This window comes from Nostoc sp. ChiQUE02 (assembly GCF_034531305.2).
GTDB lineage: Bacteria > Cyanobacteriota > Cyanobacteriia > Cyanobacteriales > Nostocaceae > Nostoc.
This window is the reverse complement of sequence record NZ_JAVRBN020000011.1, coordinates 175,975-197,876: the sequence shown is the minus strand read 5'-3', so window position 1 is coordinate 197,876 and position 21,902 is coordinate 175,975. Positions and strand designations below refer to the sequence as shown.

17 protein-coding genes and 1 pseudogene are annotated in these 21,902 nt (G+C 43.3%); 11 read left to right on the top strand and 7 right to left on the bottom strand.

The annotated features are described in order from the left end of the window. Positions 1-63 precede the first annotated feature (63 nt). On the top strand, positions 64-1,089 hold the full coding sequence (locus RM347_RS14660) for a hypothetical protein (protein ID WP_322717293.1): 1,026 nt from the start codon (positions 64-66) through the stop codon (positions 1,087-1,089). A gap of 139 nt (positions 1,090-1,228) precedes the next feature. On the opposite strand, the gene RM347_RS14655 is transcribed toward RM347_RS14660, so the two are convergent. Then, the gene (locus RM347_RS14655; RefSeq protein WP_322717292.1) at positions 1,229-2,398 is read right to left on the bottom strand and encodes a homocysteine biosynthesis protein; all 1,170 of its coding nucleotides are present in this window, start codon (positions 2,396-2,398) and stop codon (positions 1,229-1,231) included. A 517-nt stretch (positions 2,399-2,915) separates the two neighbouring features. Between RM347_RS14655 and RM347_RS14650 the strand changes: the two genes are divergently transcribed. After that, entirely contained in the window at positions 2,916-3,806 is an 891-nt protein-coding gene (locus RM347_RS14650; RefSeq protein ID WP_322717291.1) for a DUF4231 domain-containing protein, read from the top strand. A 552-nt stretch (positions 3,807-4,358) separates the two neighbouring features. Here RM347_RS14650 and RM347_RS14645 read toward each other — a convergent pair. Beyond that, positions 4,359-5,105, bottom strand: a complete 747-nt coding sequence (locus tag RM347_RS14645; RefSeq protein ID WP_322717290.1) for a hypothetical protein — start codon at positions 5,103-5,105, stop codon at positions 4,359-4,361. A gap of 95 nt (positions 5,106-5,200) precedes the next feature. Beyond that, positions 5,201-7,837 (bottom strand): EAL domain-containing protein, encoded by a 2,637-nt coding sequence (locus RM347_RS14640; RefSeq protein WP_322717289.1) that lies wholly within the window; start codon positions 7,835-7,837, stop codon positions 5,201-5,203. A 286-nt stretch (positions 7,838-8,123) separates the two neighbouring features. Here RM347_RS14640 and RM347_RS14635 point away from each other — a divergent pair. Further along, positions 8,124-8,213: pseudogene (locus RM347_RS14635) on the top strand (IS200/IS605 family transposase); the annotation flags it as partial. Positions 8,214-8,425: 212 nt separating this feature from the next. On the opposite strand, the gene RM347_RS14630 reads toward RM347_RS14635, so the two are convergent. Together RM347_RS14630 and RM347_RS14625 are read right to left on the bottom strand one after the other, a co-directional pair. After that, entirely contained in the window at positions 8,426-10,219 is a 1,794-nt protein-coding gene (locus RM347_RS14630; RefSeq protein ID WP_322717288.1) for a ShlB/FhaC/HecB family hemolysin secretion/activation protein, read from the bottom strand. 380 nt (positions 10,220-10,599) lie between these two features. Further along, positions 10,600-12,375, bottom strand: a complete 1,776-nt coding sequence (locus RM347_RS14625) for an SWIM zinc finger family protein (protein ID WP_322717313.1) — start codon at positions 12,373-12,375, stop codon at positions 10,600-10,602. Positions 12,376-12,895: 520 nt separating this feature from the next. Between RM347_RS14625 and lpdA the strand changes: the two genes are divergently transcribed. The 4 genes from lpdA to RM347_RS14605 all read left to right on the top strand — a co-directional run bounded on the left by lpdA (position 12,896) and on the right by RM347_RS14605 (position 16,914). Beyond that, positions 12,896-14,320, top strand: coding sequence for a dihydrolipoyl dehydrogenase (gene lpdA / locus RM347_RS14620; RefSeq protein ID WP_322717287.1), 1,425 nt, complete (start codon positions 12,896-12,898; stop codon positions 14,318-14,320). A gap of 90 nt (positions 14,321-14,410) precedes the next feature. Further along, the gene (gene trpC / locus RM347_RS14615; protein WP_322717286.1) at positions 14,411-15,301 is read left to right on the top strand and encodes an indole-3-glycerol phosphate synthase TrpC; all 891 of its coding nucleotides are present in this window, start codon (positions 14,411-14,413) and stop codon (positions 15,299-15,301) included. A gap of 244 nt (positions 15,302-15,545) precedes the next feature. Then, complete coding sequence (locus RM347_RS14610; protein ID WP_069072137.1) at positions 15,546-15,797, top strand: DUF5340 domain-containing protein; 252 nt, start codon at positions 15,546-15,548, stop codon at positions 15,795-15,797. A 448-nt stretch (positions 15,798-16,245) separates the two neighbouring features. After that, positions 16,246-16,914 carry a carbonic anhydrase gene (locus RM347_RS14605; protein ID WP_322717285.1) on the top strand — a complete coding sequence of 223 codons (669 nt, stop codon included), beginning with the start codon at positions 16,246-16,248 and terminating at the stop codon, positions 16,912-16,914. A gap of 411 nt (positions 16,915-17,325) precedes the next feature. Here RM347_RS14605 and RM347_RS14600 read toward each other — a convergent pair whose 3' ends face one another. Together RM347_RS14600 and RM347_RS14595 are read right to left on the bottom strand one after the other, a co-directional pair. Beyond that, the gene (locus RM347_RS14600; RefSeq protein ID WP_322717284.1) at positions 17,326-17,484 is read right to left on the bottom strand and encodes a YqaE/Pmp3 family membrane protein; all 159 of its coding nucleotides are present in this window, start codon (positions 17,482-17,484) and stop codon (positions 17,326-17,328) included. Positions 17,485-17,625: 141 nt separating this feature from the next. Continuing rightward, positions 17,626-17,973 carry a translation initiation factor gene (locus RM347_RS14595; RefSeq protein ID WP_322717283.1) on the bottom strand — a complete coding sequence of 116 codons (348 nt, stop codon included), beginning with the start codon at positions 17,971-17,973 and terminating at the stop codon, positions 17,626-17,628. A gap of 236 nt (positions 17,974-18,209) precedes the next feature. On the opposite strand from RM347_RS14595, the gene trpB reads away from it, so the two are divergent. From trpB to RM347_RS14575, 4 genes are all read left to right on the top strand, one after another. Next, positions 18,210-19,445 carry a tryptophan synthase subunit beta gene (gene trpB, locus RM347_RS14590; RefSeq protein ID WP_322717282.1) on the top strand — a complete coding sequence of 412 codons (1,236 nt, stop codon included), beginning with the start codon at positions 18,210-18,212 and terminating at the stop codon, positions 19,443-19,445. Between the two features lie 31 nt (positions 19,446-19,476). Further along, a complete protein-coding gene (locus tag RM347_RS14585; protein ID WP_322717281.1) occupies positions 19,477-20,634 on the top strand; it encodes a class I SAM-dependent methyltransferase in 1,158 nt (385 codons plus the stop codon). A gap of 123 nt (positions 20,635-20,757) precedes the next feature. Continuing rightward, positions 20,758-21,045: a hypothetical protein gene (locus RM347_RS14580; RefSeq protein ID WP_322717280.1), complete on the top strand. Its 288-nt coding sequence runs from the start codon at positions 20,758-20,760 to the stop codon at positions 21,043-21,045. 231 nt (positions 21,046-21,276) lie between these two features. After that, positions 21,277-21,804 (top strand): CAP domain-containing protein, encoded by a 528-nt coding sequence (locus RM347_RS14575; protein ID WP_322717279.1) that lies wholly within the window; start codon positions 21,277-21,279, stop codon positions 21,802-21,804. Positions 21,805-21,902 lie beyond the last annotated feature (98 nt).

The window sequence follows — 21,902 nt, the reverse complement described above, 5'->3', positions numbered from 1 at the left end:
GCTTTTTCCAGCTGCCTTTGTAAAATCCCACAATGGGATGTGTCTCCGCCGCAAGGAGTTTTTATGAATTCCGACCTGATGCCGTTGCCTGAATCCTCCAATTCTTCTGCCTCTAACCAGGGCCCAACTAACGTAGAGGCAGCCGCTAATGTTCATATAGCAGCCCAGTCCTCTAAACCTGAAAATTTGCCTGTCAAACCCAGCGAGACTGACTCAAATGATGGGTTCGCCAACCGACAGCAACCGATTCCGCCTCCCAGCGAACCGATGCAGTACCGAGCAATCGGGTTAGTCCGGGGTCGTTATCATGCTAGCAGCGAACAATTTACTCAAGGTACGCTGCTGACCGCAGATGGTGTAGAACTCAATGCCGTCCTCCTAGGCCGGATTATGAGCTTAGTCAAGAATCATCTAGATTTAGAGAAAGAACACTTGTGGGTAGTATATCCACGTACAAGACAAGAAAATGATACCTTGCATATCCAAATCGTCGGAGTTTGGGAGCCAGAAAATCTGGCTAAAAACTCAACAGATGAGGACGAGTCAGATTTGGAGTTGCAAGAGTTACAGAAACCTGATGATGGCTTATCCGAAAACTCTGAACTAAGCACAATTGCTCTGAAACCCTCATCCGAAGTTGCAGATGGTGGTTTTTCTGTTCGTGGTGAAGTAGTATACCAATCTTTTGATGCTAAAAGTTTGGTAGTCAAAATTAGGCAGGCTCCACGCAAATCAACTGACAAACCCAAATATTTTAAGTTGAAATTGAGGGGTGTGCTGACCACTAAAGCAGTAGGAAAATTCTGGGACTTCCAAGCCAAACGTGAAGCTGACGTTTTGGTAGTAGAAAAAGCTGAGGCGATCGCTGACTTGCCCAAAAAACGCAGACCACCATTCAAAGGTGGCCCTCGTGCTGGCGGTGGTGGTGGTGCTCCCGGTAGAAAACCATTCCCCCCCAGACGCAGTGGCGAAACCCCTCGTCCCATCAAGAAAACAGGTGCAGGTGGCGACCCCTCTATAGTGTCAAAACCTATACCAAAAATGCCCGCTCCTAAGCCAATCAAGCGACCGAAACCGACTCAAGAGTAAGCATTGGGGATTGGGCACAAGAGGCAGAGGGGCAGGGGGACTCGGGGCCCCACGGAGTGGGGATTGGGGGAGAGGGTGCACAGGAGAGGAATTTTCCCCCTGCTCCCTGCTCCTGCTCCCTGCTCCCCATTCCCCAGAATCAAAAATCCGTCCGACGGTCTTGGGGTAGAAAAGATCGCTCCATCGGAATTGGGGAAACTGGCTCTGTGAGGGTAAACGTACCTGCCTCGATCCACTTTTTCAACTCTAGGGCGACTTGCCTAGAAAAAAACAAACTCGCTAAGGGGGCAGAGCGTACAGCTTTGCCCTCAATGGTAATCCGCCCAGATTTGAGTTGGGCGTAACTCACCAAACCAAAGGTGGGACGGACGCGCCGGGGAATCGAAAAATCCACTATTGGGGCTACTAAGTCTTGATCTTGCACGGCACAGTGTTCAACTACTTGTTCATTTAATACAGGCAGTGGTACACCAACGCCTAACATCAATGAGGGGCCATAACTTTTGAAGTAACACCCCCGCACCCAGTGAGCATCCATTTGCTTGGCATCACCAATTAAAGCTAAAGTGGCGGAAGGCCCAATCGGTGTACGATTAGCTAAACGTTTTTGTAAGGGGAAGTGCTGAGTACCTTCCCAGGCAACATAGCCAATACCGCCGCCTAAAAAAATTCGAGTCCCTATACCAACGAGTTGCAAATCGGGATCGTTGAGTAAGGGCGAAATAGCACCAGGGTTAGAGTAAACGGCATTCCCCAAACGCGGTTGTAAAGGGCCGAGATAGGTGAAGAGGGGGCGATCGCCACCATTTACACCAACAATAAAATTTTGATAAAGATTGCGCGGATTGAATAGATAAAACTGATTAATCGTTTCGCTAGTAACTGTAGTTTCAAAAGTTGCTCTGGGGTAACAATCTGTTACTTGTCCTTGGGCTTTTACTTGTATAGATTTACCAGCGATCAAATCTTCGATTACATGACCGCCGCCACGTTCTCGGACTTCTTCCCCGTCCATCGTCTCCACAGCACAACTCGCACCCAAATATAAATCTACTGCCCCAAAACCAGAGTATGCTGGCACGCCATCTAACCAGCAACGGCGAATTTTTATCGGCGGGTCAGTGTGTCCCAGATTGATAATTGCACCACTTGATTCCATCGGCTCAAAGGTGCCAGTGGTAATTACATCAACTTCTTTAGCAGCTTTAGTAACACCGATTTCTACAACTCGTGCTTTTAATTCTTCAGTTGTCAACACTACCGCACGTTGACGGCTGATTTTCTCATTAATTTCTGCAATTGTTCGCATCTTATCAGTGCTAGTGCTTCCTTCTTATCTTCCTTTTTGAAGGATATCTTGTTGACACTCCCCTGGCTGAACAAGTAACGCTTGGCTTACTTGCATTGCAAAGTCCAAATCAGCTACTTATGTCCGAAATATTTTTTGCGCCTACGTAAAATTACTAGAAAAGAGCCTTGCATTATCAATCAAATGTATGTATGGTAATGATTGAGTAGACTTACTGGATTTAAATGATTTTACCTCAACCAAAAGAGATATTTTTGGTTTTGGTAAAGCATTCTAAGCCAACTAGTCAATCACAAAGTGAGAGCTAATAGCAGATGCTAGAAGGTTTTGAGAAGGAAGAAATTACTTCAGAGTGGTCATAGAAGGGATATCTAAGCAAAAGTTAGAAGGCTAGCTATTAATAGTGAAGCTACTTTCTAGCGAACTTATCCTGACTTCTACCTGCTCAAAACAATTCTACTTGTCGCTATTCATTTTATTGCTACATTTCACCCGATAACGAATTGAGTAAGAGGCAATGACTACTTCTGAATTAACTAATTTTGAGCAAAAAAACCAAAGTAAGATTTCCGATAGGATTGAAAATTTATCCTCCCCATCAGATGAAAAAAAGTTGTTTAACTTGAAGGTGATTGAGTATTTATTACTTGCAGCTTTTGTCTCTGCGGGACTCTTTATTATTTTTCTTTCAGATGATAAAACAGTTGTAATTTCTGGAGCGGTTTCTCTAACTTTTTTGTTTTTTTTGTTGCTCATCAATAGACAAGTATTTCAGAACTATAAGAAGGCCGCTTATCAGTCTGAACTCACCAAAAAAGCTGAACTCTATAGTTATCTATTGACCAATCCTAATTCCTGGGATAAAGATACGCTGACTCTGACAAGAGGGAAGGCTTTACAATACAGCCAAGACTTAATTGACGATTATAAAAGAATTAGGGGTGTATCAAGGAATCTTTACTATAGTTTGCAAATTGCGACAGTGATTTTATCAGGAGTCACACCAATTTTAGTTCTGGTAGACAAATTAGAAGCAGGACAAGCCTGGCTCAAGTGGCTCCCTGTGCTTTGCCCAGCTATTGCTTCTATAGTTGCTAGTATAGTTACTTCTTTTCCTTTTCAGAAGAATTCGCTTGCTGCTAATACAGCCGTTGAATTGTTAGAAGCTGAACAAGAGAAATTTATATTGGGAGTGACTCCGCCTTATCGTTGCTATGATGTATCTGATGAAACCCAACAGCAACAAAAGGCAAGTCAGGCATTAGAATACTTTATTGTTCAAGTGAACAATATTCATCTCAACCAATTGCAACAAACGAGTGAGACGCAATCAGAGAAGACAGAATCAGCTTCATCTAATGAGTCAAACAAAGCAGGAGCAGAGGGAACTAACCAGAAGGATAGCTGATGAACTGATTACCGTCATAAATCAGTCAATTAATTTTGGATTTTAGATTGAGCCGCTTTGCAAAATCCCCGACTTATTAAAAAAGTCGGGGATTTTGTTGTTCAAGAATAATTTTAAATTGCTAGATTAGCAGTTTAATGAATCTCTTCAAATTAAAATCCCCCAGACAATGTCCATGCCTGGGGGTTGGTACCAAAAGTTTACAACTTTCAGTTCTTGTTTCACAATTTCTGCCTAGTTAATTTCCGGTTCCTGCAAATTTAATCTTTAAGTCGTGGTGTTTTACCGCTAAACTACCAGGTCAAGCTTTTGGAGACCCGGACGAGATTTGAACTCATGTCCCACTGACATTAATTCACAGGGGTCGATACAGAAGGTGAATTTTTAACCTTAGTTTGGAGCAATAGCTTAAGACTAAATATGAGGTTAATTGTGTCGAGGAGTGCCTTTACCCTTTGGCTATCCCTCGGTTTAATTAAGTCGAGGGAGTAGGACTCGAACCTACACATTCTCCTATAGACACTGAAACTAAACTTGCGCTCCAAAACTATTTTACCTAAATGTTGAGGGTGAAAACAAGTAACCAAAGATTGAGCGAGCAACTTGATTCTGTTGAGTAACTTCTAAACTATTTGCCTGTTCTCTAGCAAAAATCACCTCTTGCATCAGCCTATCTACTCGCCGCAGCAATTCATTCTGTCTTGCTTGAGAAATTGCTCCAGAAAACTTGACTGTTCGCCAAGTTCCTTCTGGCACGTCTTCGGAAGACTCTTTTACCTGCGCGGGATGCTCTTTTGTCGCTTCATACAGCACTACAGGTTTAACTATTTTTTTGGTTTTGGTGGTATGTTTCGGTTCAGTGGCAAAACATTCTTGCTGCTGATCGTAAACCCAGGATTCGCTAGTATCTAGAACGGGCAGTGTTGAGATGAACGTTTTGACATCAGCTAACTGCTTTTCTAAAAACAGTAGGTAAGAAACGGGTACTTCTCGTAAAATGGTAGTCCCGTCAACTACTATATCTGCTTTAGCCTGGGCATTAGCCCAATCTTGGGTAGCACACAAGTTAAATAATTCTGCACAAGCTTGCTCAAATTGACTTAGCAAATCCTCTGCTTTCATTTGCAGTGTCTGATTTTCTGGAGGATATACAAAGCCATCTTCAGCCACTGGTTGATATGTCCGCGAAATCCCCTGAAACATTGCACTTTTTTGAATCAGATGATATACGCCTGTTTTTGCTTTTGTGGTGTTAGCTTTAACGGTTTGTAAAATCGCAATCACTTGATTGAGTTTCAAAGTTTACCCTCCAATATATGAATTGATTATTGTTCCCCCTATTGTCTACTTGGTTTTTAGTAGCGTCCACCTAGCAGGTAAGTTTTCCAAAGATACTAGAGTGTTGGTCGTTTATTTTCGAGGATTTCTGTTGCTTTCTGTGCAGAAAGCGGTCGGTAGAATAAAAAGCCCTGTACATCCTCACAGTTGATAGATTTTAAGAACTCCAATTCCTCTTCTTTTTCTACCCCTTCCGCTGTCAACTTCAATCCCAGGCTTTGCCCCAAGGTAACTATGGCTTTGATAATATGAGCTACTTTGACATCTAGGGTCAAATCTTGAATAAAAGATTTATCTATTTTCAGATTATGGAGTGGCAAAAGCTGTAGACGTGAGAGCGAGGAATGACCCGTACCAAAGTCATCAATGGAGATGTAAACACCCATCTGCTGTAGATTCTCTAACACCGTCCTAGTAAAATCTAAATCCTCAATGGCTGTGGTTTCGGTAATTTCTAATTCTAAAAAGCGCGGCTCCAATCCCGTTTGTTCTAAAACTTGGGCTACAGTTTCCACCAATTTAGGTTGGCGGAACTGCTTAAGAGAAATATTGACAGCCATCGTCATCGGTGGCAATCCGGCATCTTGCCAGGTTTTATTTTGGCAACAGGCCGTCCGTAGGGCCCATTCGCCAATAGGGACAATTAATCCACTTTCTTCGGCGAGGGGAATGAAGACACTGGGTGCGACCAATCCCATCTCTGGGTGCTGCCAACGCAACAGAGCCTCCATACCAGTAATTTCTCCTGTGGCAATGTTCACACGAGGCTGATAGTACACCGTAAATTCATTGCGTTCTAGGGCATAGCGTAAGCTCTTTTCTAAAGTCAGGAGTTCAGGATTTTTAGCGCTCAGGGAAACACTGTAGAATTGGTAATTATTCCGCCCTTTGTCCTTGGCATAGTACAAAGCGGCATCTGCGTGCTGGATTAGTGTTTCGGTATCAGGACTATTTTTATCAAGCAATGCAATACCAAGGCTGGCAGTCACATAAAGTTCATGCCCTTGGAGATGGAAAGCATCCTCTAAGGCTTGTAATATCCTATATGCGACCAGAGTTACCTCTTCAATATCATTGACTCGCGGGAGTAAGATAGTGAATTCATCACCTCCCCAACGAGCTATGGTGTCTCCGCCTCTGAGTGAGTCTTTTAATCTTTGAGCGACGCTTTTTAACAATTGGTCTCCCAGAGTGTGCCCCAGAGTGTCATTAATGACTTTGAAGCGATCCAGGTCAAGGAAGATTACAGCTAAACTTTCGCCATTCCGAGTGGCGTTAGGCAGAGTTTTACTGAGCAGTTCGTTAAATAGTAGGCGATTGGGCAACCCTGTCAGCACGTCATGGAGAGCTTGATAGCGAATCTTTTCTTCTACTTGCTGACGCTGCCGCGCACCAATAATACTGGCGGCCATCGTCAAAAGGGTAGATTCTTCGTGCCTTGACCAATGGCGCTCAAAGGTACAGTCTGCCAAGCCAAGGTAACCCCAGAACTCATTCTCTAAGCGGAGAGGCACTAGGAGAAGGGATTGAATACCATCTCGAATTAGGAATTCTTGTTCGGCGACAGGAAATGTTTGAGTGAGTCCGCTAATCGACTGGCCGCTAGAGAGAACAGCGTACCAACGGGCTAATCCAGAAGCTTGATAAGGCTGATTCTGCCAATGGTGGTGGGTAGATTCAATGCAGGAATGCGTCCATTCGAACCGTAGGCTGACTACTATTTCCCCTGTAACAGGATGGAGGTGATTCTGAAAGAGATAGGCACGATCTGCCTTGGCAGCTTCGCCCAATACAGCTAGAGCTAGATCAATACCAGTTTCGTAATTCATTTCCCCGAGCAAATAATTGGCGGCTTCTGCAACCGCCTGTAGCAAGCGATCGCGCTGACGCAGTTCGGCTGTGGCTTGTTTTTGCTCAGTAATATCCCTAATAATAAAAGTTCTAATTAAATCACTTTCAGGAAGGTAGAGAACAGATTGTTCAAAAACTTCTGTACCTACTTCCACCTCCCGCACAAAAGAATTTTTTTCTAGATTCTTAACTGTACTCAGGAGTCCTGTTAAAATCGGGTGTTGCGTCCCAACTTCCCTAAGTTTGGGAAACTTGATAGCTGCGGCTGGATTGAGATAAGTAACTGTTCCCTCAAAATCCATCTCAATAATTGGATTGGGGATGAGTTCAGGGAAGGATGCTAGGCGAGCTAGGGCAGACTCACTCGCTGCTTCAAAGGTAGGATCGACAGCTAAGGTTTGAAAAGGATTGGCAGGACTGGCTTGCTCTGATAGGAAAGCAGATAAGTCTTCAACATCAAAAGATTCAGAAAATGCTTGTTCTGAAATGTTGGAAATAGCATAATATTTAGCTTGAGCTTGATTACTGCCAAAGGCAATGATATCTCCGTGCCTGAGATTATGAGAAAAGCATTTAGTGCCATTCACAAATAACCCATTAGTACTTCCTTTCCCCTTGTAGTTGCCATCAATAATTTGGAAGCCGTATTGGTCAGTCTCTGGAACAGTTACTCGCAATAAAATTGCATGTTGCATTGATACTGACCGGGAAGCCAAGACAATAGTGTTTGCAGGATGCCGCCCCAGAGAATAAGTAGTCTCTCGCAAGGGGACAGTTCGTTGCCCTTGCAGGTCTTGAATGACCAACAGATGGCGTATTTTTTCCCGCTCATTTCCTAGCATGGCTGTTCCTCAAATTCTCATATCTTTATGTCTTAGTCTGAAAAATACTACTCCCAGAAGTTAAGACTTTCAGGCTGCACTTCTGGGAAAATTTGCTCAATCAACCTTGTCTTTCTTAGGATACCCAGAATAAAATCAAACACTGAATAGAAAACATGGTATATTTGCGGATTTTTATTCTGAGTGGTGGGGAAACTCCGAATTATATAAATAACCGTCTGATTTTTATTTTTTAATCAGTAAAATAGTATTGCTTCACGGAATTTTGCGAAATTTAGCAATCCTAATTTATACAAAAAATGTATTTTGGAATTGGTCTTATTTTATTGCTAGTTGTGACGGTGTAACGATTACAACTTTAAAAGGATATATTTAATCTCAGGACAGACCCGAAAATGACGATTTGTCATCGACCCCTCGCCCTAAGCGCAGTCGTACCACTTAGTGGAAGCAAGCTACGCCTAGCGTCGCGCAGGGAAGGGTCGAGCTTACCGCTCAAATCGGTTAAGGATCAATCCTCATTGCTCAAAAATTAATTTCAGACTCCTAAAAGTAAGGTGTGGGGCTTCTTTTTGTTTAAGCTAAATTTTAAAAAGGATTATAGAGTAAACTAAAATACAGGCCGTTTTCTTGTAATGTTCTCTCATTCGAGTTAACAGATACTAAAGGAATGCCCCAGTCAAGACGAACGGTGAAGCGATCGCCTTGTGACCAACGCAACCCCAGACCAACAGCAGCTAGAGTATTAAGGTCGGGATTCTCTTTATCAGAACTATTCCAGCCAACACCAAAATCTACAAAGGGGACAACCTGTAACGTGCTATCTATCTGGGGTAAGCGCAGAATCGGTACTTGAACTTCCGCAGAAACAAAAGTACCATTATCCGTCAGCAGGTAATCTTGACGGTAGCCTCGAACGCTATCCTGCCCACCTAAGCCAAATTGCTCTATAGGCAGAAGTGTTCTGGATGCTAGTTGCGTATTTAAACGAAGTAAAAATAAGGTTTCAGGAGCTAAAAGGCGTGCCCACTGCGCTTGCCCTTGCCAAGCAAAAAAACGGCTATCGGGAGGATTTTGATTAATCGTGGGATTCAACACATCTATACCCAAACTGAATTGAGAGCGTAGGGCGATGACTTCACGGCTGTTACGACTCGTCCATTCTTGAAAAAATCGCAACGCAGATACCCTGGTGCGTCCCTGTTCATCAGCTCCAGGCGAAAGTTCAGAGCCGGGAAGGCCTTCTCTCTGTAGCAAAGACGAAATATCACTTTCGCGTCGGGAAGCTGTTAACCCAAGGGCGAATTCTTGTGTCGGAGTTTGAACTATGGGCTGGCGGAATGTCAGTTCGTAATAGCGAGAATCCGATTGGATATCTAAAACGTTAAAAGGAGGTTCAATGACATTGCTTGATGTGATGCCATAGTTGAAAGTGAGGGTTCCATTGCGGGGATTGAGTGGTAATGTATAGCTAGCGTCAAAGGAGTTGCTACCATCAGTGTTGGTGTATCCTAAACTCAGACCATCTCCCAATCCCAATAAGTTAGCTTCATTCAATTGTAATCGGCGTCGGAAACTGCCAACACTGGGCGATCGCCCATTATCAAGAACTATTTGACTACTAAAGGTTTTAGCCTCGGTGATTTTGACTTCTAAGAGACTTGTACCAGTCCGCGATCCTGCCGAGAGTTCAGCAGAGACGTTTTGAATCAAAGGATTAAGTTGCAAAAGTTGCAGTGCTTCTAGTAGACGCTGGCGATTGAGAGGTGGTGATGTCGCTATTGCGAGCCGGCTGCGGACATAATTCGGATTCAACCGCCGAGTTCCAGTTATCTGGATATCTTCTAATTTACCTTCGACCACCTGAATTTTTACAACACCGGATTGAATTGTTTGGGGTGGGATATAGGCACCAGACGTAATGTAACCATTTTGGACGTATAGCTCAGTGATTTTAGAACGCGCTTGATAGACTTCAGTCAGCGAGATTGGTCGTTTGGTAAATTCAGCTGTGGCGAGGGCTAACTCTTCGGGGCTGAAGACTGTGCTACCAATAACTTCAAACCGTTCAACAACAATAGTTTGAGGAAAGTTGCCAGGGAGTGGTTCCTCAGGCGTGGGAGTTGGGGCAGAGGGTGGAAAAAGTTTTGCTGGTGGAGGGAGTGGCTGTGGCAGTTCAGGTGAGGGAAGTGGGGAAGGTGCGGGTGGTTGGACATCCTGTGGTGGTGGGAGTTGTTGTGACAGGATGAACTTACTAGTTGGTAATTGTGTAGTATCAACAGCCTGAGCTTTCAGTGGACTAGAAGATATGCTGCTAATTAATACAAGCATACTCAGCGGTAAGCAGGACACTATAAGATTTTGGGAATATTTATCGATCATCGCACTGGACTATTTTTTGTTAGGAACTATGGGATTATACGGGGACTGCTTCAGATGTGAATATTACTTCATCTTTTGTCGCTAAAGTTGATATGTTGGGCAAATCTCAATTTAAAAGCTAAATTATCTGGCGATCGCAGACTTAAAAGTATCGATGGTGTTTGAACTGCATAAGCAAACAGATATATTGAAATTATCTGGTGCTGTGGGAGAAATAGACCTAGAGTATTTGGATAAATTAGGGTTCTATCTATGGTGCGTTCCAAGTTACACTTGTTACTTTAGAAAGTAAGCAAAAACATTGAAACCGAAGAAAGTGTTATAATCTGAGATTAAGCATTATCGGCTTTCTTCAGCCTCTAATGCGTTTTGTATATGGTTTAGTCCATATCGCTTTGCTTAAACATTCCCATCAATTTACGTTTACGAGCATGGGTTTGGATCAAGCTTTCCCGATAGCTTAACCAGTCAGCTTTCTTTCCAGATTCCAAGTAGGCATTACGTGCCTTTTTCAACCATTCAACCGCGTAGTAGTAATCTTCGGCTTTACCTGCATCCATAATCTTTTCGGCACGGCGACGAGCATTAGCAATCACCCAACCGGGATTGTGAGAGATAGCAACATCCATGACTCGGTGAATCAACTCTGAATAATAAGAACTGAGTTCACTAACGATCGCAATGGCATCATCAATTAGCCCTTCATGCAAGAATATATCCACCTTGGCTGATTCTGTTCCCCAACCACCATAAGTACGAATAATTTTCAGCAGGTCTATTTTGACGGTTTCCCAGTTTTCCCCAGCCAATTCTGCCAACTTTTGATAGTCAACAAAGGAGGGCTTGACTTGAAAAGCCGCCTTGATTGCTAATAAAGCAGCTTCACTATTACCCAACTCAACAGCCAAATCACTTGTCCAAATTCCCAATTCGTACTGACAATTACCTGGTAAATTTAATCCACTTTGGGCTATATTTAGTGCTTGCTGTAATGCCCCTTGTTCACTGAGTGTTTTCGCTAGAGAAAAAGCTTCTTCCATTGAGTTCATCTGGGTTTGAGCAGCATCAATTGCTTCTTCCACCCTGCCCAAACGCCCTAGCATTGTCAGATATTGCTGGGTTTGCCCTTCCGCTTCTGCTAAATACAGGTATTCTTGATAACGTTCCTGACCTTCGAGAATTTTCAGGCGAATTAATGCTAAATCATCAGCGTAGTCTGGCACGTCTTCTTCCCAAGCTCCCCTTTCGGTGATATTACCTTGGAGAACTTGCACCAGTGGCGGATAATCCCAACCTTGGCGTAAAGCTTCCATAACTAAACCAAAATCAGCATTCCACTCATCTTGCCAGGCTTCTAAATTTATTTGAATATCAACTTTTTCTTCTGGGGTGAGTTCGGCACAGAGAATTGCTTCACACCAAGCATTATTTAATTCCTCGACAATTTCATCATTTTCAGCACCGTATTCTGCAACATCGTCCCAATTTTCTACACAGGTAGAGGTAATCGCTTCTAAAATAGCGATCGCATTTTCACCCTCTCCCCGTTCGCAAAAATCTACCGCAGTTTGCACTACACTCAACAATTCGTCAGCAATCGGGTCTTCTTCGCACCCTTCCTCAAAGTAGCGCACAGTATCCCGAAGAATCTGCCGGACTTGCCGCCGAAAGGGAGCCGGATCAATAGTAATGTGGAGCAAAGGTTTTGTAGTTTTTTGCTGTGCAGCAGGATTAGTCATCCAACCTACATGGCGGTCAATTTCCTCAATTAGTGGTGGGTATTCTTTTACCAACTCTTGCAGCAGTCTTTGAGTTTGGATATAATCCAGACGATTAAGTAGTTGTTCTAGAGTAGGGCGCTGCTCAATGTTCTCTGGATTACGCGCACAGACAAGCATCGTCGCTACAATATGTTTGCACCACCCGTCAAAATCGTAGGCACAGGTGCAATTGACTGAAGTTAACCCACTGCTATCAAAACTCAGGTTGACATGATAAGGTCTAGCTTGAGTGCCTGCAACATCTGCCTGAAGCAGATCGCCACGTTGGGTGACAGCATTGACAGCACCTGCCTCATAGTAAGCCTCGCCCCGCTGGAAAGATTTGGCGTTGGCATGACGGCGGATAGTAAATTCACTAATTTGGGGAATAGACATCGAGCGATCGCCTGCGTAAATCCTCTGGATCAATCCTAAATCCAGCTTAGGTGTTAGGCTGACGCACTGTAAAGAAAAAGGTTTGGGGAATAAGGGCATTGGGCATTGGGCACAAGAGGCAGAGGGGCGGGGTGCTGCTCTTGCAGAGGAGAGGAATTTTCCCCCTGCTCCCCTGCTCCCTGCTCCCCTGCTTCTTCCCCAGTCCCCAATCCCTTTGGAGTCTAAAAAAAATAAGTATCTAGATTTGACTATAATTACTGAAAACATCCATCTTTTCGCCAGAAGTGAGTGAATCATAATTTGAGTTAGCAAAACCCGAACGTTAAATCAGTAAATAGTTATCAGGCGGACGGTAGAGGATTTAAATCAATCCAGTTACCAGCGATCGCTGATAACTAGTCACTGGGGGCTTAAACCCAGCGACGAAACTGACAACTGATAACTGAATAACTGTTAAAGGGGTTGCGCTGATTGTCGGTCAAGTTGAGAATAAATAGGCGAAGCACACGGGGAAACTAACGTGAGTCAAGGATTTGATTACGATTTAGTAATTATCGGCGCTGGTGTAGGCGGACATGGCGCAGCCTTACACGCCGTAAGTTGTGGTCTGAAAACAGCGATTATTGAAGCTGCTGATATGGGAGGAACCTGTGTTAATCGGGGTTGTATTCCTTCTAAGGCGCTGCTGGCGGCATCTGGACGTGTGCGAGAGTTACGCAATGCCCACCACCTCAAGTCACTGGGAATTCAAATTGGTAGCGTGGAATTCGATCGCCAAGCGATCGCCAATCATGCTGGTAATCTCGTCTCGAAAATTCAAGGCGACTTAACCAACAGCCTGAAGCGTCTAGGAGTTGATATCATCAGGGGTTGGGGAAAAATCGCTGGAGCGCAAAAAGTCTCTGTTACCGGAGACGGTGGTGAAAAAACCATCACAGCCAAAGACATCATCCTTTCGCCTGGTTCAATTCCTTTTGTACCTCCAGGGATTGAAGTAGACGGCAAAACTGTCTTTACCAGCGATCAAGGTGTCAAGTTGGAGTCGCTACCAGATTGGGTGGCGATTATTGGTAGTGGTTACATCGGCTTGGAATTTTCTGATATTTACTCAGCTTTGGGTTGTGAAATCACCTTGATTGAAGCCCTAGATCAGTTAATGCCAGGATTTGACCGTGATATTGCCAAACTTGCCGAACGGGTACTGATTACTCCCCGCGATATTGAAACCAAAGTGGGGATATACGCTAAAAAAGTCATCCCAGGTTCACCTGTGGTGATTGAGTTAGCAGATTTCAAAACCAAAGAAGATGTAGATGTCATCGAAGTAGATGCTTGTTTGGTGGCTACAGGACGCATCCCAGCGACCAAAAATCTTGGTTTGGAGTCTGTGGGTGTGGAACTCGATCGGCGGAATTTTATCCCAGTTGACGATCGCATGGCGGTGCTATCAGCAGGTGAAGTCGTGCCGCATTTGTGGGCAATTGGCGATGCTAATGGGAAGATGATGTTGGCACATGCGGCTTCTGCTCAAGGCATCATCGCGGTAGAAAATATAGTTGGGAGGGAAAGAATAGTAGACTATCGCAGCATCCCCGCAGCGGCGTTTACCCATCCAGAAGTCAGCTATGTGGGCTTAACAGAAACCGCAGCTAAGGAGTTGGGACAAACCGAAGGGTTTGAAATCGCCACAAGTCGGAGTTACTTCAAAGGGAATTCCAAAGCGTTGGCAGAAAATGAAGCCGACGGTATTGCCAAGGTGATATATCGCAAAGACACCGGAGAAGTCTTGGGCGTTCACATTTTTGGACTGCACGCCTCAGACTTAATTCATGAAGCGTCAGCTGCGATCGCAAACCGTCAATCTGTCCAAAGCCTGGCACATCTAGTTCATGCCCACCCGACACTCTCAGAAGTCCTGGACGAAGCTTATAAACGAGCCATTTAGTCATTTGTCCTTTGTCATTTGTCCTTTGCTAATAAACAAGGACAAATGACTCTTGACTAATGACCAATGACCAATGACTAATGACTAATTATGCAAATCCGTCGTCGTTCACCTAACCCAGCTATTAATGTATCTATATTACGTTATCAAGCTGCCGTGCCTGATGCAGAGCCAAACAACATCTTGGAGGAAATTGTCTGGCAGAAAGAAGTAGAAGTTGACCAAATGCGAGAAAGGCTGCCTTTACGGGAATTGCAACATCAAGCTCTTTCTGCACCGCCAACCCGTGATTTTATCGCGGCTTTGCGTCAAGGTAAGACAAAGCCAGCGCTGATTGCCGAAGTCAAAAAAGCTTCACCGAGCAAAGGCGTTTTACGGGAAGATTTTGACCCAGTTGCGATCGCCCAATCTTATCAGCAAGGTGGTGCTAGTTGTCTTTCTGTGCTGACTGATGTCAAGTTCTTTCAAGGCAGCTTTGACAACTTAGCCAAGGTTCGGGCTGCCGTAGATTTACCCCTACTGTGCAAAGAGTTTGTCATCTATCCTTACCAGATGTACTTGGCACGTATTCAGGGTGCAGATGCTATTTTGTTGATTGCGGCTATCCTTAGCGATCAAGATTTGCAATACTTCCTCAAAATTGCTAAAAACCTGAAAATGGCAGCCTTGATTGAAGTCCATAGCTTGGCAGAACTTGACCGTGTGTTAGCTTTAGATGGGGTCTCCTTAGTCGGAATCAATAATCGCAATTTGGAAGATTTCTCTGTTGACTTGCAAACTACTTGCCAACTTTTAGCTGCAAGGGGTAGCCAATTGCAGGAGAAAAACATCCTTGTTGTCAGCGAGTCAGGACTACACAACCCAGAGGATTTGAGTTTGGTGCTTGAAGCCGGTGCATCCGCTGTACTCATTGGAGAATCTTTGGTAAAGCAACCAGATCCCGGCGCTGCGATCGCGCATATATTACCGAGGAATTTCTGAAAGAAATACCTCCCCTGCGCCCTTTAGCGCAGGGGTAAATGCACAAAAGAGTGGGACAATCGGGCAGACTATGCGTAGACACGCAGCACATTGCCATCAAATACCATCAATATCTTTGCCAAATCTTCATTGCTAATCAAATTAAAGCTATAAGCAACTAGTTATTTCTTATGTAACAATTTATTTACAAGAGACAAACTTTGACTAATAGAAAATTCCAAATATGAAATCAAAATTGAACTTCATGGAGCAAATTCCTCTACCTTCACCTATTCACTACGAACTTATACTTCAACTCTTAGAAAGACAAACTATGTTAGCGGTAAATGATAATCCAGATTTACGGCATCAGGTGAATCAACTAATTATTACTCTGCGTAAAGCTGCTGTACAGCAAAAACGATTAGAAGAAATTTGCGAATTTTCCTCTGTAACTATTGATCACCGTTGGTCGATCAACCACCATAACGATAGCAAAGTTGTTGCACCTGATTGAAGCTGATAACTTAATATCTCAACTTCAAATTTGGCATCTTTGTTAAGTTATTTTACCATCATCAGAAAGTGTCTCTGTGTATTAAATGAGTCACTAAGTAAAAGTTTTACCGCACTTTATTGACTCAAATGCACGGTTTGGGAACTTTCTCTGTTTTGCAAAAATATCTATAAATGCTGGATGACGATTTGAAATCGGCAGTCTTAACGCCCAAACTTTAATTGATATAAATTTTACTTTATTGAGCTAGTTTTCTCAAGTTATACATAGTTATTATTTCTCTAACTACTAACTTATTTTTTTACAATTTATACAAAAATTATATTAATGCTGTGAAATAAATGTCATTTTTATAATATTTTAGCTTTTGAAAAAGTTCATCTTGATTTAGAGGAAACTGTAGATCAGCTAAAATATTGATGAGATTCTCTCTCGAATTTAACGAAAGATGAAATATAACAGCATTGACGAACTCCTCAGAAATAATCAGGCTTGGGTTGCCGAGAAACTAGCTTTAGACCCAACTTACTTTCAAGAATTATCTGGTGGACAAACACCACCTTTTCTATACATCGGATGTTCTGATAGTCGTCTTGCATTAACAAAGTTTACCCGTACAGAACCAGGAGAGTTATTTGTACATCGTAATATTGCCAATCAAATTTCTCTAACAGATATAAACTTTTTAGCCGTTTTAGAATACGCAATTTTACATCTTAAAGTGGAACACATTATCGTTTGTGGCCACTACGATTGCGGAGGAATTAAGGCGGCTTTAGAAGGGAGAACCATTGGAATACTTGATAACTGGGTAAATCCGATTCGGGAACTGTATCTAGAGAAACAAGAAGAAATTGATGCTTTGCCAACAAGAGAAGAACGTCTGAATCGTTTGGCAGAAATGAATGTTGTGGCGCAAGTGAAAAATCTTTACCAAACTTCTATCATGCGTCAGGTACTCCATGAGCGAAAAGCGCCTATGGTTCATGGTTGGGTACTAGATATAAGCACTGGGTTAATCAAAGATATGAACGTCTCAACTGTGCAATGGCAATTGCATATCTGCCCCTTGCTTCTAGAGTTTAGACTCTATGCTATGTTAAAAAATGAGAGCTAATTAGATATTTACCAACACACAAAAGCTTACATTAGAGACTCGATAAATCGTGTTTCTACAGCTTTTATTGCGAGTAAAATAAATAGTTATTTTCCACCTCAGTCTTGTAATGCCTAAGTCAAAGTTATAAAGCAATACGCTTAGGATTCTTATATAGCGTTTCCTAATCATACAAGGTATATCATATTCCCCTCATCGCTTGCGGGGAGGGGGTTGGGGGCGGAGTTCTTGTATCTCACTCAAGCGAGAACCGCTATAGATAGATTTTTGTTTAATTAAAGTTACGAATACAAAACAAATGATTTCTTAACCTTTTTCGTCATTTCCAAACTCCGAATGGAAATGCATTCATTGAGGCTCTGACTCAATTTATCACTGGATGCAGAGCCTCAAATCTACTCCCACAAAGAATTATTTCTTAGCAATTATCCACACTGCATGAATAATCCCAGGAATGTAACCAAAAAGAGTCAAAAGTATATTAATCCAAAAGTCTACACCAAAACCTACTTGTAAAAAAACTCCCAAAGGTGGCAGGAAAATGGCACATAAAAGCCGAACTAAATCCATTTAAACCTCCTGTTAATCTCACAAACAACAGCTTGTTGGCGAAGTGATTCCCCACTGTTCAAGCATATTTTTACCTCTCAAAGATAACATTTTCTCTGTTAATCTAGGTCACGGTTAAGATGCGGTAAACCGCACTTAACATTAGCCACCGCTAATTTTGGCTTTGTAACCTAGCTTGGTCAAAATATCAACAATTTTCTGCTTGTGTTCGCCCTGGATTTCAATTTCGTTATCTTTAACTGTCCCACCTGTACCGCACTGGCTTTTCAACTGCTTCACCAAATCTGCCAAGGTTTCTGGTTTGGCTTGAAAACCGCTAATCACTGTGACGGTTTTGCCTTTGCGTCCTTTGCGGGAGGCTTGTACTTTAAGATTTTGTTGTTGTGGGGGTAGTTCTGGAACTGGTCTTTCTGTGGCGGCGGAGTTGTCGTTGCCAAATTCGCGGTAGACAAAGCCTTTATCGGAAGATTTGGGATTGGAAGAAGACATAAAAATCTTTATTAAGGAAAAATTAGAAGCAGCGGAGATTTCTACGTAAACGTTTGCTGGGAAATCAATTTCTAGGCTAACATCACAAATTCATTGCAAGGGATTGAAAGTAATTAGGCATGAGGCATGGGCATTAGCCATGAATGAAGAATTTAGTTCCCCGTCCCCAGATATACCCCAGATATACCCCAGACTTTCTATAATAATTAAGTCATTCCCGTCATTAAAATCAGCTTGTGACTACCACTCCCCTATCTCCAAATTCAACTGCTCAGGTTCCCGATACGTTAGGTCGCTTTGGACGCTTCGGCGGTAAGTATGTACCTGAAACACTGATGCCTGCTCTTACTGAGCTAGAAACAGCTTATCAGCAATACCGCAACGATCCTGGTTTTCAAGCAGAACTACAGCAGTTGTTACGGGACTATGTGGGACGTGCCACACCATTGTATTTCGCTGAACGCCTGACTGCTCATTATGCCCGACCCGATCGCACGGGGCCGCAAATTTACTTAAAGCGGGAAGATTTAAATCATACTGGCGCTCATAAAATCAATAATGCCCTTGGTCAGGTATTGTTGGCAAAGCGCATGGGTAAGCAAAGGATTATAGCCGAAACGGGCGCTGGACAACACGGAGTTGCCACAGCCACAGTTTGCGCTCGTTTTGGGCTGGAATGCGTAATTTACATGGGCGTTCATGACATGGAACGCCAATCTTTAAATGTGTTCAGAATGCGGTTGATGGGGGCAGAAGTGCGTCCGGTAGAGGCAGGAACTGGAACCTTGAAGGATGCCACTTCTGAAGCAATCCGGGATTGGGTGACAAATGTGGAAACAACTCACTACATCTTGGGTTCGGTAGCAGGGCCCCATCCTTACCCGATGATGGTACGTGATTTCCATGCAGTAATTGGCCAAGAAACTCGCGCTCAAGCAATCGAAAAGTGGGGTGTATTGCCTGATATTCTCTTAGCTTGCGTGGGTGGTGGTTCCAATGCGATGGGACTATTCTACGAGTTTATGAATGAGTCTTCTATACGATTTATTGGGATTGAGGCAGCAGGAGAAGGTGTCAATACCGAAAAACACGCAGCGACCTTGACAAAAGGACGAGTTGGTGTATTGCACGGCGCAATGAGCTATCTGCTGCAAGATGAAGATGGGCAAATCATTGAGGCACACTCAATTAGTGCGGGGTTAGATTATCCCGGTGTGGGCCCAGAACATAGCTATTTGAAGGATACTGGTCGCGCCGAATACTATAGCGTAACGGATGCAGAGGCTTTGGCGGCATTTCAGCGATTGTCGAAATTGGAGGGGATTATCCCGGCATTGGAAACAGCCCATGCGATCGCCTACCTCGAAACCCTATGTCCCCAACTAACTGGCAGTCCCCGGATTGTAATTAACTGCTCTGGACGCGGCGATAAGGATGTACAAACAGTAGCCAAGTTCTTAACTGATGCGTAAAAATACTTAAAAGCTTTGGGAAAAAACAATAATGGCTCAACAATTCCAACACCCTATGCTACCGCAACCAACTCACGACGAGTTGGCACGCCAAAATTTTGTGCAAAGTCTGAGAATGCACATTTTCAGGAGTATCTCTCCTGGGAATAAAGTACTTTATGAAAAACTAGCCAAGCCGAAGTTTGAACAAGAACATCAGCGTCCTCCCCAAAATCGTTATGAAATTCGGGAAGTAATGCAGCACGAACCTTACTACCGCTGGAGTAGTGCCCTCAAGCGCATCAACCAGGAAATATTATGGGATGCTGTAAATTCCAGTGTTGATAGACAACTGCCAGAGTTGATTGAGCGTGCCAAAAGTAAGGATGGTGAACTGGGTACTTTAACCCTCGACCCAAATTTTCAAATACCTACTCATCAACAGGCTGTAGACATTCACTGTATGCCCGGAGGATATCACAGTGAATTCACTGATGATGATGTAGCTGCTGGTGCAACTTACGATCGCGGCGCTTACGTTTATGGTTTGGGTTGGTTGGGACCACTTAATGATGATATGGGCCTATCTATAGTCCAAAACTACCTCCTACCAGAGTTTCCCGATTTTCGACCCAGAAAAATTCTCGATATGGGATGTTCCATCGGCAATAGCACATTACCTTATGTGGATGGTTTCCCAGATGCAGAAGTTCATGCCATAGATGTAGGCGCACCCATGCTGCGTTATGGTCATGCAAGAGCCGAATCTTTGGGCAAACGGGTACACTTTTCTCAGCAAAATGCCGAGCACACTAACTTCCCAGATAAATCATTTGATTTAGTGGTTTCTCACATTTTGCTGCATGAAATTCCCCCGCCAGCTGTGCGTAAAGTTATGCAAGAATCTTATCGTCTACTGGCTCCAGGCGGTATGATGCTTCATGTGGAAGCACCGCTGTATCGTCACATGGATGTCTATACGCAGTTTATTTATGACTGGGAAACTGCTAACAACAACGAACCCTTCTGGAGTGCTGTACGCGATCTGGATTTAGTAACCCTAGCTACTGAGGCTGGTTTTGCAGCAGATAAGACATTCGAGAAATTTGTCCCGAATGGGGCATGGAAAGCAAACGTAACTAATAGCTTGTTTAAGAATAGTAACTCAGGCAGCCAAGGCACTTGGTTTGTAGTTGCTGCAACTAAGTAAGCATTCGTAATTGGTAATACTCGCCTCAGGCGAGAAGCAAGCTCCGTAATTGGGGAAGTCAGATTTTCTCTGGGTTTCCTTATTTTCTATGTGTAATCTTATTTTGGGAGAAGTGGTATTAGGATGACAAAAATAGCTAAGGGTAAACGACCTGTTTACTTAGATAATCCGCAAATTGATAAATTGTTAGCGATCGTTATGGCTTTGACTGGTGAGGTGTCTGTGTTGCATGAGCGGCTAGACACCATTGAACGGTTGCTAGAGGTTAAAGGTATTTTATCGGCTACTGAGATTGAAGCTTACCAGCCGGACGCAAAAGTAACCAAGGAGCGGGAACAGTGGCGTGCAGAATATATAGCACGGGTGTTGCGCGTTGTACAGGAAGAGTTAGAAACCCTCAACCAAAGCTAATCTCCCAGAGGTTTTAGTGGAGAAATTTATGCCATTTATATACAAATAATCATACTAATGGTAGAGGGAGTTTTTTAGCAACAGCGCAATTTTTTCGTAAGGTTGTGAATTTAAAAGTTTGCTGGTAGTTTTTGAATATAAAACGGCTGAAAGAGAAATATATAGACCTATAAGCAATTTGTCACATAGACATTAGTTTGGTTAGATGGTCTGGAAGTTTACTTTCAGCAAATGATTAGAACAACAATCTACGGCGTTGCTTTAGGAACTATTGTTCTTGGTAGTGGTGCGATCGCTACTCCTGTAACAAATCCAACTTTGACACCAGAGTCTTCACATATATCAAGTAAAACTGTTCAGATTGCACAATCTAGCATCGACACTGCCTCTATAGAACAGTCGGTTTTTAGCCAAATTAATGAGTACAGAGCTTCCATAGGGAAACCAGCACTGACTCGTAATTCTGCCATCGATAATCAAGCTAAGATTCACAGTCAGGACATGGCTAGTGGTAAAGTTGCCTTTGGACATGGTGGATTTTCACAACGTATTAAAGCAACCGGTATTTCCTACAGAACCGCTGGTGAAAATGTTGCTTATAACCAGGGACGTAGTGACCCGGCTACGAGAGCTGTTCAAGGCTGGCTCAAAAGTCCAGGGCATCTTGCCAATATCAAAGGTGATTTTAATAAGACGGGGATTGGTGTCGCTAAAAACAGTGCAGGCAGAGTCTACCTTACACAAATTTTCTTTCGCTAATAGATTTCGTAAAATTTAGGTTTTTTCTCAAATTTCCCAGACTTCAGTCTGTTGGCAAAGCTTTTACTAGATGTTGAATAATGTAGTTTCAATGACAT